A 13,790-nucleotide genomic window follows, 5' to 3' on the forward strand; every position below is an offset into this window, starting at 1 on the left:
GGGCGGTGAAGGAACTTTAGTTGCCCAAATCGCTCAGGAAGCGATTCGTATAGGCCAGCGATGGATTCGAGGTGGAGCTGCACGTCGACGACGTGGAGCCACCGGGGCACGGTGTGTCGCGGTCCAGGGACCAGAAATGGACACCGACGAGACCTTGCGACTTCACGTAGTTGCTGATGGTGTCCACGTCGGCGAGTGATACCACCTCGCTGACCGTGTCGTTCTGTCCGATCATGGGCGTCAGCTCGATCTGGCTCGATGGAATTCCGTAGGTAAATTGCAGATTCTGCACCGCCTGAATGGCCGATTGTCCCATGTTGCACGTGCCGTTTTGGACCACGCACACCGCGGGCGACGTGTTGCCGTAATCCATGACCATCAAGTTGATGGTGTAGCGCGGCAGGCCGGCGGCTTTGATGGACTTCACGACCATGTCGCCCAGCGAATTGAGCCCGCCATGGCTGCCGTCGGACGCCGCCAAGGTGGCGAGTGTGAAGGAGAATCGCAGATTCGGAAACTGAGACTCGGCAAACTTGGTCTGCGCCACGAGGTTGTCGATGTCGCCTTGGGACAGGCCTCCTTCGATATCGTAATCGATGCCCACCAGGTGCGATGACATGTATTGATTGATGAAGTTGGTCATGCCCGACTGGCTGGAGCAGCGGAAGCTGCCGGCCGCCCCGCCGGTGGAGACCACATAGCTCACGCCATTGCTATCGAGCCCCGCGATGTTGGCGCTGGCAAAGGCACTCCGGGTCACCCCCGCCCAATTTTCGCTGCCGCATTCACCGGTGGCGAAGGCCAAGGTGATCCCGCGGAGATTGGATTTTCCGGGTATCAAGCCGTTGCTGCCCACGAGCGGAATGATGGATCCGGTCACCGCGGTTCGCATCGCGCTGGTGTTCCAATCCATGTTGATCGAAATATCCTTGTAGGGGCCAAACAGAATCCCTCCCGGCGGAGGGGGAGGCGGCGGCGGTGGCGGTCCGGAATCGACCCCGCCGCCGCTGTCCGTGCCTGCATCGGTTCCGCCGCCGCCGCTGCAGGTGGCGGCGTTCCACAAGGCGGGCGTGGCCGGTGGCGTCCAATCGGCTTGGCTCGTGTGGGCCTGAATGCACTGATAGGCGCTGCCGTTGTACAAAACGACTTTCCCAACGGAATACGCCACGCCGGCAGCCCAATTGGCGGCATTCGTGCAGTCGACCGTCAACGCTTCCTGCTCACCGCCCGCCTCCGAGCGATCCGCTTGCTCACATCCAAAGGCCATGGACGCGACGAAGGTCGTGCCGAGTAGAACCGAGTATAGACGCGTCATTGCGTGCTCCTTTTTCCTGCGCCTCGAAGGAAACCGGGACGGCCCCCCGCAACAGGATCGCCACGCTCAGAGCAACGAAAGTACCAATTCGAATTCGGCCAATATTTGGGTAAATTTCGCAACTCAATCCACCGCAGCCGACCCGGGCCTGATCGCATGGATCACGATGCCTGATCGACGCGATCAGGGGGCCTCGGCAGAGCAGACTCGTGACGGCAGCATTCCTGAATTCGATGTAAAGAGCGCCGGCGCTGCGAGGGGTGTAATATGGATAGATTTATCGAGTGTCCTGAGACATGTAGCGTCGCAGTGCGGAGAGCCATTTGGCAAAGCCCTCTTGCTCGAAGTGATGTACCCACCGGTCGTGCTCGAGGGGAGCGCAATCGAAGGTAGCCCACCATTCGACGAACGCCAGATTGCCATCGACCACGGGTGTGAGCCGGATGGTCGCCACGTAGTTGCGTATGGGGAAGGGCGACGGTTCGCACAACGCATACGTGTACGAGTGCTCGACATCCGAGTGCGCGAGGAGCCGTTGACGAAGGGTCGTTTCGCCCGCCACGACCCGGCGGACTGCGCCGACTTGGTCGCCGGCCTTGCCCTCTTCGATGATCGTCTCACTCGGAACACCCGCCCACGCATACCGGTCGAAGAGCCGGATGACGGCCCAGACCTCCTCCACGGAATGCCTCAGAACGGTACTGTAATAGGATTTCGCCATGTTCCCTTCTCCTTCGCAGGTCGCGAATCAACAGCGACCATGGAAGATTTGGGCATACGGCTTCGTGAGCGCACTCCGTTTCTTGCGCTCGAATTGGACCGAGCGTCACATGATGGTTCGAACCGAGGGTTTGCGGCTCGGCATGGTCATGAGGACGACTCCCGCGACGATGAAAAGCAGCCCCATGCCGGCGGTGACGCTATTTTTTCGCCAAGGAAGATGGCGCCGATGGCGACGCCGACGGGCACCCTCAGATACGACTGTGACGTGGCGGCCATGGAGCCAAGCGTGCGGATCAACCGAAAATAGAGCAACAAAGCGATTTCGATGTTTGGATTGCTCTTCGTACCCATGGCGGACACTCGATACGCCATTTCGTAACACGGCCGCGCGCGGCGACGTTTCGATGAGCGTCGAAGCGCGCGCGGTCGCGGCGTCACGAAATTCGCCGTTCGAGAACCTACGCCGCGAACGAATTGACCTCGAGACGACGTCGATGTTGATGTGCCGCGACATGAACGAGTCCGCGAGTTGCACACGCCTTGGTCCAAGCGATGTCGAATCTGCAGCAGCGCTCCTCGCGGACGCATTCCATGACAATCCCGTATACGCGATGCTTTGCCCCAATCCGAAGAATCGATCCCAGAGCTTGCGCATTTTCTTTCGCGGCAATCTGGCCATACATGCACATTGCACCTATATCGACCGCGACGCCCGGGGGATTGCCGCCACCCTGACTGTCGTACCGCCCGGTGGCGTGCGGGTGTCTTTGCCCGAAATGCTGAAAAACGGCCTCGCGAGCCTTCTGCTCGCGCAAGGGCCGAGCGTGCTCCGACGCATGCACGTTCTCGATCGGGCATTCAAGGAGGCCGATACCGCCGTAGCGCCCGGGCCTCATTGGTATTTGCACATGATGGCCGTTCGTGGCGATCTGCGAGGACGCGGGCTCGGCTCGAAGTTGGCCAGTGCCTGTTTGCAGAGAATCGTCGATGAAGACGATACACACGACCGCCACTATCCAACGACACTGGCTACCCAGCTCGAAACGAACTGCGTCTTTTACCGGAGGCTCGGCTTCGTCGATGCAGGAGCGCGAATCATGATGGGAGCAGCCGGTGCGCCCTACACGACCTTTCTCATGCACCGTCCTGCGAAAACGAACGCGTGAACGTCCGCCTTCACGCGATGGCTGCGCGAAGCGCGGAAGCGAGTGCCGACATCGAGTCGAATCGGTGATCGCGGGCACGTCGCAGGCACTTCTGCAGCACGGCCTCGACGGGCTGCGACGGATTCGCAAGGTGATTGCGAAGGGGAATGGGTTCTTTCGTCATTGCGTTGGCAAACAGCTCCAGCTCGGAATTGCCGTGGAAAGGCAGGCTGCCGGTGATGAGCTCGTACAATGTCACGCCCATCGACCAGATGTCGGTCCGCGCATCCACATCGGCCGATGCCATCATTTGCTCCGGCGCCATGTATGCCGGGGATCCCATCAGCGATTCGTTGGCCGTGAGGTTCGAGCGGCTACCGATGCCCGGATCTCCTGCGGCGATGCCGAAGTCGATGACTTTGATGACCCTCTCGCCCCCGCCGGATGCGAGGAAGACATTCGACGGCTTCAAATCCCGATGGACGACGCCGAGATCGTGCGCCTCGGCGACTCCTTGGCAGGCGTCTGCGCCCCATGAGAACGCGTCGTGGATGGCGATGCGGCCGCTCGAGCGGAGGATGTTCTCGAGATCCGAGCCTTCCAGCAGCTCGAGGACGAGAAACGGGAGCCCTCCCTCGCGCGACCCCAGGTTTCCGACCTCGAACAGTTTGCCTACGTGCCGGGTGCGCAGGCGCATGAGCACACGCGCCTCGCGCGCAAAGCGTTCGACGACTTGCTCGCTGGCCTTCCACTCGGGGAGCAACACTTTGACCGCAACGCGCTCTCCATCCGGGTCCCGCGCCTCGAAGACCGCGCCCGTGCCGCCTTTCCCCAATAGCTTCGTCACCTGCCAGCGGCGGCCGATGATGGCGCCCGGTGCAACGGGAAAGTCCTCGCCGGACACGTTCGCCCCGGCGCGATCCAAATCGCGTCGCAGGCGGAGCTCACGCGAGATCTGTCGCGCAAGGAGCTCGAGCGAGGAAATCTGCTTTTCACTCAGCTGCATGGGCTTGCGATCGGCAACCGAAAGAGCGCCCACCGACGACCCGGCCTCCACGAGCAGCGGAACTCCGGCATACGACCGAAGATAGGGCTCTCCGGTCACGAGTGGATTGTCGGCAAAGCGCGGATCCGCGTGTGTGTCGGGGACCACGAGCGGGTGATGATGATTGATGCAGTGCCCGCAAAAGGAAAGATCGCGCGGCGTCCCGACCTGCTCCACCCCGACGCGGGCCTTGAACCATTGGTAATCCGAGTCGACGAGCGTAATCAACGCGATCTCGGTGCCACATAGCTGCGCCGCGAGGCGAGCAATGTCGTCGAACGCTTCCTCGGCCGGCGTGTAGATGATCTTGCATGCCTTGAGTAGCGCGAGTCGCTTCGCCTCGTCGTCGGGAATGGGGGGCGTGAGCATGGGAGAAGGATAGCCGAGCGCGATGCGCCGGTTAAGCGGGAGCCAAGCGCGCGCTTGAGTCAGTCGGCGACCGGTTCCAGGGGGGGTGCGCCCAATCCGCAGTGTACTTTGCATTGCGGGGCTTTGGGGCCGGCGTCCAGGGCGTTTCCTCGGATCAGGAGCCATGCGAGCACGCCGGCGAATGAGAAAAGCGCGGCGCACGCGAGCATGGCGGTGCGGAAGCCCGACATGAATGCAGCGTGGTCGGTGTAGTCGTGCGGGAGCCCGGCGAGAAGTGGCAAGGCGGCAACGGCGAGCAGTCCGCCGGTTCGGGCGGTGGCGTTGTTCACGCCACTGGCAATTCCGGCGCGGGATGGATCGGCGCTGGCGAGCACCGTCGCCGTGAGCGGCGCCACGGCAAGGGAGAGCCCGACGCCGAAAAGCAACACGGCCGGTAAGACGTCGGCGAGGTACGAGACGTTCGAACCAATGCGGCTCATGAGAAATACGCCAATGGCGGCGAGAAAGAGACCAGCGGCGAGCGGCGTGCGCGGTCCGACGCGCTTCGCGAGGGCGCCGGCGTGGGTCGAAAGCGTGAGCAGCAGCAGCGTGGCCGGCAGGAGCGCGGAGCCCGCATGCACCGAAGAGAAACCGGCGACAACTTGCAAATCGAGCACGAGAAAAAAGAAGACTCCGCTGATGGCCGCATACATGAAGATGGTCACCACATTGATGGCGGCAAACGTGCGCGGAGCAAAAATGTCGAGCGGGAGCATCGCGTCCGGGTGTTTGCGCTCGACCGCCACGAAGGCGATCAGCGCCACCAAACCGAGCACCGCCGCCAGCGCAGACCACTCGATGAGCGCGTACGTGATGCCGGCGAGTGCGAGCACACCGAGCAAGGCACCGCCACCGTCGAAGGGCCCGCGCGCGCCGTCCGCCTTGCTTTCCGGTACGTGCCGCCACGCAATGGCCATGGCGACGACGGCCAGCGGCGCATTGAGAAAGAAGACCCAGCGCCACCCGATGGTGTCCGCCATCCAGCCGCCGAGGAATGGACCAATCGCGCCCGCGATGCCGCCGAGAGCCGACCATGCGCCAATGGCGCGCGAGCGGTCGTCTTTGACGATGCTGGCCTGAATGAGCGCGAGCGATCCCGGCGTGAGAAGCGCGCCACCGATGCCCTGAAAGACGCGCGCCGCCACGAGCATGGTCACGCTGTGCGCGAGCCCGCAAAGAAGCGACGCCGTAGCGAACCATGCCGTCCCCACCACGAACAGCCTGCGCCGCCCGTAGCGATCGCCGAGCGAGCCTCCGAGCAGGATGAACGCGGCCAACGTGAGCATGTACGAGTTCACGATCCATTGAAGACCGGCCATCGACGCGGAAAGCTCCGCACCGATCCTGGGCAATGTAACGTTGACCACGGTCGCATCGAGCATGGCCATGCCCGACCCGAGCACCGTTGCAAGGAGCACGTAGCGGCCGGTCTTCGAGGAAAGACGAACTTCGACTGCCATGGCGTTCGACAAGGCAGTGTAGATGCCAATCGCCCCGGCGGCCGTCCCGTCGTTCGAGAAATGACGGATGACACCGCCATTTCTCGTGGAGCAGGGGCGCTAGGGATTCCTGTTGCACAGCCGCGTCGTCTGCAGCTCTCCCATTTGCACGACATCGAACCACTTGGGTTCGAGAAGGGCCAGCGAGTGATGATCGATTCCCAAGTCAGCCCATTTGTGGCCGCTGAATTTGTCGTTGGCGAGGGTTAGAGGACTCCGCGTGTCCGATTCGGGGAGGTTCACGTCGTCAGGGCTTTTCGCGCCGCCGTCGGCCAGGAACATTCCGTACGTTTGCAGTGCCTTCGCGAGGGTGCGCGCGGCATCGTTCGGCAGGGTGTCGAGGGGAAAATCCTTGCGCAACCGCAAGCGGACGCCGTAGGGCGGTGCTTCCTCGGGTCCGGACGTAGGCCCCGTGGTGTGCGTGCCCGGGTGTACATAGACATGTTTCCGAATTCGCGCATTGGGCAGGATGAAGCGCAGTGCGTGAGCGATATGGCCGGAGGCGACTTCGTCCGAGGTGGCCAACATGGCCGAGATGGGGAATCCCCCGGCGTCGGCCGACGTACAACCATCGCCGCGAAGATTATTGGGATATTCGCGGGTCAAATCCCAGACGATCGCGCAGCCGCCGTAGAACGTACCATCGAAGCTTCCATCAGGAGCAGGGGTAAACGCGCGGTACATTTCATAGAGCTTCTTGTTCGTTCGATGGAGCACCAATAGATGGCAGTCGCCGTTGCTGGCACATCGATAATCGTCATTTCCTTCGACGGCGCCGCCGACGGGCACCGGAAATGGGACATGCTCGCAATCGGGCGAGTAAAACTCCGCATCGTCCTCGGACCAAAGGGGACTCGCTCGAGGTGTAAAGTCCCTCATGGGGGTCGAAGCATCGGCGTAGAGAAGCTTGAGCGAGAACTCGATCCGCATGGCCCCCGTTCCCCATCCTTTCCCTTGCAGGTAATCGATGATGGTCCGTGAGCTCGAGCTTGGCGGCTCCCCCGAGACGTCTTGCGTCCAAGGCGCGCTCGCTTCGAAAATGCCCGTCGACGCTGGCTCATTCTCATCCGAGTTGCATCCGTACGCGACGCTTCCACAAAGCGTGGCGAGTACGAAATAGGGCGCGACGTGGCCTCGAGCGGTGCGCATGAATCAAACCTAATGTGACCCGGCGTGAGGAACAACGTTCGCATCACCAGGCTGGGCCGCTCACAAGGTTCACGCCGGCTGGCGCGATTGATACGATCTGCATGCCCCTTCCACGCGGGTCGTTGGCGCACCGAGGTCGAATCGGGCCGTCCGACGTCATGGGCCAATCGGGTATTTCGTAGCGCGAACGTTCAATCGCTTCGATGCTCCACGGAGCCATAATCGTGATGGATTACAGGGCACAGCAAGCATCAGGAAGGAGGCGTGTATGGCTCCGTGTCCACGTATCATTGTGGTCGCCGACGATCCTTCACGGCTCGACCGCTTGAGTCGCGGCCTCAGACGAGAAGGGTTTGACATCGCCAGATGTGGAGGTCCGATTGGGCTCACCAGGTTGATTCGCAGCTTCCATCCCGATATTGTCCTCGTCGACATTCGTATTCCTTGTGACAACAGCCGAATTGTCGAGCTGATTCGCAGTGTGGCCGGTCCCAATGCCAAGTGTTTCGTCCTTTCCGATAGCTTCCAATGGGAGGCCGCGGCCCCCCTCGTCGGCGACCACGCGCACGGACGGCTGACCAAGGACCTGTCGATGCATGACATGGCGGCCGCGCTGAAAGCGACCCTCGGTTGCGGGTTACCGCACTCGCAGCCTCAGCGTCTCGTGCGACGTTGACTGAGGCGCGCGATGCGTGTGGCCAATGTTTTCCAGAACACCCGCGCCGCCGCCCCTATGGCTCGCAGCGCCAAGCCGAAAGGCATCGTCCACGCAAATCTGGAGCGGCTAACGCTCGGCGCGGGCATTTCGATCTGGACGACGAGGGGCTGCAGGTCGGGCTCCGTCGTGTCGAGAGTGACGGGCGGCGGGGGCATGAAGATGATGACCGGGTCCCCGTCGATCCGGGCCCCTAGCTCGTGCTCCTGGGGCGCCTTGGGCGGAGTTGGAAAAATACTCTCACCGATGGCGATCCCGCACAGCGCCGGAATCCGGCGAGTCTTCACGTCGTGCGCGCGACGACCGTTTGGCTGCTTGGAAAACTCAGTGCCCGGCGAAACGGACTTGTTGATTCGACGCGGCGGCGGAATTCGCGTCCCCATGGCAGTCGACCTCCGATTGGTTCAATCGAGTGTAGCGCCAGGGAAAACTTGCAAGCTTGTACGTTAGCGCTGCGCCGGCAAGGGTCACGATGGTTCGTGTTTGCGACGGCCATTTATGGACATGAAACGGATTTACATTATCGAGCGGCTTGCCTTCGGATTCTTGAACTCGATTCAACCTAAGTGATTCGCATATTCAACTTCAGCCAACTCACGCATCACGGAACGAAGGCAACCATTGGACGCCACGAGCCATCGCGCCCTCTCGCGCTTGTCGCGCGAGGCGTAACGTAAGTGGTAACTCTCGCAGCTTTGCCTCGATTCGTGCGACAAATGTTCATTTTAAAATAAATACCACACAGCGCTCGTGGCCTGGATGAAGTTGGGTATAAGCCTAGATCTCGAATCGTCCGGTTTCAGTTTTCGGAGAAGCGAGACCGCACTGGGCAGATGCAATTGACATGACGTTTTGAGACCGGTCGACCAGTAGTCGCTGCCAAGAGTGGGTTTCGCACGATCCACGTCGTGGGGTGGAAGCAACAATGGACTTTTCTTCGACTTCGGATGGCCTCTGTCCGTGGTCACCCGTTCAATCGCGCGTCAATGCGTATCTATCCTCGGGTGTCACGCTCATTATCAAACTTGCATCACGTGGAGCCCTGGCCCAGCTGAACGCCATTCGCGTGGTGATCGCGCTCGATGGCACCTTTCGCATCCGACTCGGACGCGGCGCAACTTGGATAAGCGCGACATCGGCCTTCATCCCGGCCAATTTCGCCTGTGCGACCGAGGGGGATGCGCCCGTGGCCAGCGTGGTCATGTCCCCCGTTTGCAGAGATATCCACGGATTTTCGGCCGTCATGGTGGGCGCTCCACGTTTGAACCCGCCGCATCTCGAAGCGCTCCGCCCAACACTCCGACGTGAGCTTTCGGGCCCATTGACGCCCTCCATCGCGAGAGCATGGTCTTCCGAGCTCGCCACCTACACGACGAAAAAGACCGCCGTGCAGCGGCTCGACCCACGCATTGCAAAGGCGATGAGTACGCTTGCGCGAAACGAACGCGCACCCACCATCGCCCAAATGGCAGGCGCGGTACGTCTCTCGCAAAGCCGCTTTTCGCATCTTTTTGCAGCGGAAACCGGCACGACCTACCGGCATTGCTTCCTACTTAGCCGACTGCAGGACGTCGTGAACATGTCATTCATACAACACGGATCCATGACCCAAGCTGCGCATTCGGCAGGCTTCGCCGATCTTGCTCATTGCTCGCGGACGTATCGCCGAATCATAGGCGTCTCCCCCGGGATCCACCTGAAGGATTGGCAACTCCAGGTCGTCGGCGATGGATCACTACGTCCCTTTTGACGAGGCGCCCACGTCACCAACGCGACAAAATGCACAGAGTGCGCCGGGGATTGGCTCATCCTGAAAAGACCAAGTTCGCGGCGAACAAATTTCGCAGCGACCCAATTTAAGATGTCGCTCAAATTCGTATCCTCTGTAGGCGCCCGAAGTCGCTTGCGGGGAGCGCTCGATGTGGCGTTGATGTTCCTTCGGGCAAATCGTTTGATCGAAACGGACACGCCGGGGCGCGTTTGATACGGCGTCATCGAAGTACAACGGAATGATGCAAAAACGCATGCGAAAACGATACGTCGCGAAATCCGTCACCATCTGCATCGCTGAAGGCGTGGGAGGAGCATGGACAGTTATTCGAAGGGAACAACAGTTAGCGTGGAATTGTCCTCAACTCGTCACATCGAAACATGGAATATCACCGCCTCGCAGTCGCACGAGTACGGCGCGAAAATGGTCATTCAAAGAAAGAGCTGCGAAGTTTCCGTCAATGATCTCCGTTGTCGGGCCAATTCCTTCGCCCGGAGGGAATGTTGCGCGAACGTGACTCCACGTGAAGATGATTCCGGCTCGAGAGAACTCAGCGGCGAGGAGCACTTCAGCGTTGAACTGGACGGGCCGGCCGCCACGTTGGTCGTCCACCGAGAGGGTCACTGGTTTCAAGTACCTCACCGACCCATCGTACATTGTCGCTCGCGTCACGCGATTCGCGCACTACTGGCAACGCTTGCCGTGCAGCGTCACGAGCAGCCGGGAATGCCGGTGCAGAGTGAAGACCTGCGACGGATCGCTTGGCCCGGAGAACGAATGAGTCCACATTCGGCGCGGGACCGGTTGAAGCAATCCATCCGCACCCTACGCCGGCTCGGCCTCGAAGGCCTCGTCCTCTGGAGAGACGGCGGCTATTTGCTATCGACGGACGTTGCACTCGAACTCCGTTAGAAACGGTATTTCCCCAGCATCGCACGTCACCCGTCTCCAAGAGACCGTTTTCCGCTGTTCGGTGACTCACATCGAGCAACTATTGTCGTCTCGGCTACGCGCGTCAAGGCAACGACAGACAACTTGAAACATTTTCACTCGGAGGTGATTACCCAATCACCGATTAGTCACCGAGCGATCACCGGCGCGCTCATGTTTTCCGGGCTATTGTCGCAACATGCTGTCTTTTCCTTCACGAGACGGGAACGGCTTCGTGGGATTGAAACCAGACGTCCTCTATCGACTCGAGTTCGGTTTCGCGATCGTTGACGACGGAGAGCGATTGTTCCGTATCCAGCAATTCGCGTTCGAGCGTATCATCGAATGCGTGCGGGCAAGCGAACCTCGGGAGGTCGACGGCGAATGGCTGCGGGTCATCGAGCAACACCCCACCATTTTTGAGCCCTATGCAAATGCCACCGACGCGACGATGTCACTCGAAGAGAAAGAAGTCTGACGATCATGGCTCGCGATTCCGAGGACGAGGCTTGGGTCCGGGCCGCGCTCGAGAAACTGACGGGCTTCGAGCATCAAGTTTTCTTCCAATCCGGAACTGCGGCAATAGAGGTCATCCTGAGGATCGTCACCAGGCCCGGTGCGCGGGTCGCGCTCTCGGCGTTTGGTTGCTGGACCCTGCCGTTTGCCGTCACGAAGCAGCGCCGCCGTCCCGTTTTTCTCGACATCGACGAGTATTGGTCGGCGAGCGTCGACACGGCGGGACCGACGGAAACGTCCATCCTCATCGATCCATGGGGAGCGTGCGCGGACGGGCGATGTGCAGCGAAGACGAGCACGGTCATCGCGGACATGACGCTCGCACCCGGAGCTCGACTCGATGGTCAATTCGTGGCTGGGTGGAGCTCGGCAGGCATTATCAGCCTCGGCAGCGGAAAGCCGCTCTCCGTGGGCGGTGGCGGCGTGGCACTCTTTCATGATCCACTCCTCGCACGCGAGGCGAGGCGGATGTACCGCTTCGGTTTCGAGGACGGACATTGGGCGCGCAGGCTGGAACGATACACCTTCTCGCCTTACCTCTTTCCGGTGCTGGCAAAAAAACTCCGACACCTTCCCTCGAGTGAAGCAGCCTCCGTGAGCGCCCAGCGATCGCGCTCCGTCCTTCGTTCCCTCGGCCTAGGCACGAACGACCTGCGGCCCGGAGGCACTTGGGGTCACGAGAATCTTTTGCCAGTCTTGCTTCCCAGTAGCTTCCCTCTGAGTACGCGCGATGTCGAAGGTGTTGCCGTGGCATCGGGGCTGCGACTCGCGCGACACCCCGTCAGTCCTCCCTACCTCGAGAAGGCATGGCGTCGGCGCGAGACCGCACGCTGTCGACGTGCCGAGGACTATTCCAGGCGCTGCCTCTTCTTTTATCCTTCCGAAATCAGCGCCGACGTCCTTGCCGAATTTTTCGGTAAGGTGCTCGCGCGGCCCGAGCGATTCCGCGCGCCGTTTTTGCTTCCCCGCCCGACCGGCACGCTGCCGGCTGATATCGAACGATTGGCGCGCCACGCGCGCCTCGTCCGTAAGCTGGATGGTAATTACGGACTCCTCGAGGAGGAGCTCAATCTTCTGTGGCCGGTCGATGAGGGCGAGGCTGCCCTCATCCAAACGCAGCAGGTCCGGAGGCGGAGCGCCATGGCTCGAGAAGCTCTTCGAGATTCAGCATTTCAGTGCCAATGACATTGGAAATGACCTATAGCGCGCCGCCGTCAACCGTACGGTGATGAGGTGGTGATTTCGACGCAGGTCGAGTGGCGACTGCCGATATTGCGGTGCTACATCAATGCGGGGAGGCAGCTGACTCACATAGGGTCACCGCTTATCGCCAATCATTTCAACCCGAGAAAAATGTCGCCTTGTACCGAGTCTTGCACCCCGTATTGAGCGCCATCGGGATGTTCAATCGCACTTTTCAAACCCTCGACTCGGAGACCGACGGACGCTCTTGTTGGCTCCTCGTTCTCTCGGGAGCGCTCCTGCTTGCGTGGCTTTACTGGCTGACGCGTGTGCCCGTGACGGTCTTCGAGGCTTCGACGAGTGCGCGTCTCGAGGTCGCAAGCGCCTCGTACGACGTCGATGCACCTGTGGGAGGCCGAGTGGTTTCCGCGGCGAATGTCGTTCTGGGCCGAACCGTCGCGGAGGGTGAAGTGATCCTCGAGGTCGACTCCGAGATGGTCCGTCTCCAGCTCGCCGAAGCGAAGGCCAAGGAAGCGGCCTGTGTTCCTCAGCTCGAGGCTGCGGCCCGCGAGCTCGAAGCCGAAATCCGTGCCCTCGCAACCGAAAACGGGACGGATTTCTGGCAGGTCGAGGAGGCTCGAAATCGCCACCACGAATCCATTGTGGCGGCGACGCTCGCGGCGCGTGAGGCGGACCGAGTGCGCAAGCTATACGCGACCAAGAGCATCTCGGAAGCGGAGTATCAGCGCGGGACGGCAGAGGCCGAGCAGCGCGAGGCCGCCGCACTCGCAATTGCCGCGGAGAGCAAGAAGCTGTCCGGCCGAGCGTCCACCGACAAGAGCGAGCGTGAAAGCCGGATCGCAGTGATCCAGCGCACCCAAGCGACGCTGCGCGGCGAGCTCACGCTCCAGCAAGCGAGGGTGAGAACACTGGAGCACGACCTCGCACAGCGCCAGGTGCGTGCACCTGCTGCGGGAACGATTAGCGCGATTGGACAGACGCGCATCGGAGCCGTACTAAAGGAAGGAGATCGCCTCGTTACCATCCTCGCGGGCGACGGTTTGCGTGTCGTCGCCGAGTATCCGCCGGCCGCCGTCTTTGGTCGCGTGCATGTCGGCCAGAGTGCTCGCATTCGCTTCGACGGGTTTCCGTGGATTGAATACGGCATTCCCTACGCCACCGTCAGCCGTGTTGCCAGAGAGACCCGCGAGGGGCGTGCCCGAGTGGAGCTCGTCGTGGATGAAGCGACGGCACGCCGAATCCCGCTTCAGCATGGCCAGCCGGCGGAGGTCACCATCGCGGTGGACAGCAAGACACCGTGGAGGCTCCTTCTCCAAACCATCGGTAAATCCGTCGCCTCGGACGACGCGGCAAGCCTTCGCGCACGGTAAC

General features: G+C 61.2%; 12 protein-coding genes. 6 read left to right on the forward strand and 6 right to left on the reverse strand.

What is annotated here, in order from left to right; genetic code table 11:
- Positions 1-16: 16 nt before the first annotated feature.
- From LZC95_43225 to LZC95_43235, 3 genes are all read right to left on the reverse strand, one after another.
- Positions 17-1,315, reverse strand: coding sequence for a glycosyl hydrolase (locus tag LZC95_43225; protein WXA93253.1), 1,299 nt, complete (start codon positions 1,313-1,315; stop codon positions 17-19).
- 277 nt (positions 1,316-1,592) lie between these two features.
- A complete protein-coding gene (locus tag LZC95_43230) occupies positions 1,593-2,036 on the reverse strand; it encodes an SRPBCC family protein (GenBank protein WXA93254.1) in 444 nt (147 codons plus the stop codon).
- A 105-nt stretch (positions 2,037-2,141) separates the two neighbouring features.
- Complete coding sequence (locus tag LZC95_43235) at positions 2,142-2,552, reverse strand: hypothetical protein (GenBank protein WXA93255.1); 411 nt, start codon at positions 2,550-2,552, stop codon at positions 2,142-2,144.
- Between the two features lie 133 nt (positions 2,553-2,685).
- On the opposite strand from LZC95_43235, the gene LZC95_43240 reads away from it, so the two are divergent.
- A complete protein-coding gene (locus LZC95_43240; GenBank protein WXA93256.1) occupies positions 2,686-3,204 on the forward strand; it encodes a GNAT family N-acetyltransferase in 519 nt (172 codons plus the stop codon).
- 10 nt (positions 3,205-3,214) lie between these two features.
- Here the strand turns inward: LZC95_43240 and LZC95_43245 are convergent, their stop codons facing one another.
- From LZC95_43245 to LZC95_43255, 3 genes are all read right to left on the reverse strand, one after another.
- Entirely contained in the window at positions 3,215-4,597 is a 1,383-nt protein-coding gene (locus LZC95_43245) for a protein kinase (protein ID WXA93257.1), read from the reverse strand.
- Between the two features lie 59 nt (positions 4,598-4,656).
- Entirely contained in the window at positions 4,657-6,096 is a 1,440-nt protein-coding gene (locus LZC95_43250; GenBank protein ID WXA93258.1) for an MFS transporter, read from the reverse strand.
- A gap of 99 nt (positions 6,097-6,195) precedes the next feature.
- Positions 6,196-7,284: a hypothetical protein gene (locus tag LZC95_43255; GenBank protein ID WXA93259.1), complete on the reverse strand. Its 1,089-nt coding sequence runs from the start codon at positions 7,282-7,284 to the stop codon at positions 6,196-6,198.
- Between the two features lie 292 nt (positions 7,285-7,576).
- Between LZC95_43255 and LZC95_43260 the strand changes: the two genes are divergently transcribed.
- The 5 genes from LZC95_43260 to LZC95_43280 all read left to right on the forward strand — a co-directional run bounded on the left by LZC95_43260 (position 7,577) and on the right by LZC95_43280 (position 13,789).
- Positions 7,577-7,960 (forward strand): hypothetical protein, encoded by a 384-nt coding sequence (locus tag LZC95_43260; GenBank protein ID WXA93260.1) that lies wholly within the window; start codon positions 7,577-7,579, stop codon positions 7,958-7,960.
- Positions 7,961-9,320: 1,360 nt separating this feature from the next.
- Positions 9,321-9,749, forward strand: a complete 429-nt coding sequence (locus LZC95_43265; protein WXA93261.1) for an AraC family transcriptional regulator — start codon at positions 9,321-9,323, stop codon at positions 9,747-9,749.
- Between the two features lie 1,255 nt (positions 9,750-11,004).
- Positions 11,005-11,178 (forward strand): hypothetical protein, encoded by a 174-nt coding sequence (locus LZC95_43270; GenBank protein ID WXA93262.1) that lies wholly within the window; start codon positions 11,005-11,007, stop codon positions 11,176-11,178.
- A 5-nt stretch (positions 11,179-11,183) separates the two neighbouring features.
- Positions 11,184-12,401 (forward strand): DegT/DnrJ/EryC1/StrS family aminotransferase, encoded by a 1,218-nt coding sequence (locus LZC95_43275; protein WXA93263.1) that lies wholly within the window; start codon positions 11,184-11,186, stop codon positions 12,399-12,401.
- Between the two features lie 176 nt (positions 12,402-12,577).
- Positions 12,578-13,789, forward strand: a complete 1,212-nt coding sequence (locus LZC95_43280; protein ID WXA93264.1) for an HlyD family secretion protein — start codon at positions 12,578-12,580, stop codon at positions 13,787-13,789.
- The last annotated feature ends 1 nt before the right edge of the window (position 13,790 follow it).

It is taken from the genome of Sorangiineae bacterium MSr12523 (assembly GCA_037157775.1).
GTDB lineage: Bacteria > Myxococcota_A > Polyangia > Polyangiales > Polyangiaceae > Pendulispora > Pendulispora brunnea.

Excerpts from the sequence above, each read along its gene's own strand:
- LZC95_43225 (WXA93253.1), bottom strand. The coding sequence starts at position 1,315 with ATGACGCGTCTATACTCGGTTCTACTCGGCACGACCTTCGTCGCGTCC.
- LZC95_43230 (WXA93254.1), bottom strand. The coding sequence starts at position 2,036 with ATGGCGAAATCCTATTACAGTACCGTTCTGAGGCATTCCGTGGAGGAG.
- LZC95_43235 (WXA93255.1), bottom strand. The coding sequence starts at position 2,552 with ATGTCGCGGCACATCAACATCGACGTCGTCTCGAGGTCAATTCGTTCG.
- LZC95_43245 (WXA93257.1), bottom strand. The coding sequence starts at position 4,597 with ATGCTCACGCCCCCCATTCCCGACGACGAGGCGAAGCGACTCGCGCTA.
- LZC95_43250 (WXA93258.1), bottom strand. The coding sequence starts at position 6,096 with ATGGCAGTCGAAGTTCGTCTTTCCTCGAAGACCGGCCGCTACGTGCTC.
- LZC95_43255 (WXA93259.1), bottom strand. The coding sequence starts at position 7,284 with ATGCGCACCGCTCGAGGCCACGTCGCGCCCTATTTCGTACTCGCCACG.
- LZC95_43275 (WXA93263.1), top strand. The coding sequence starts at position 11,184 with ATGGCTCGCGATTCCGAGGACGAGGCTTGGGTCCGGGCCGCGCTCGAG.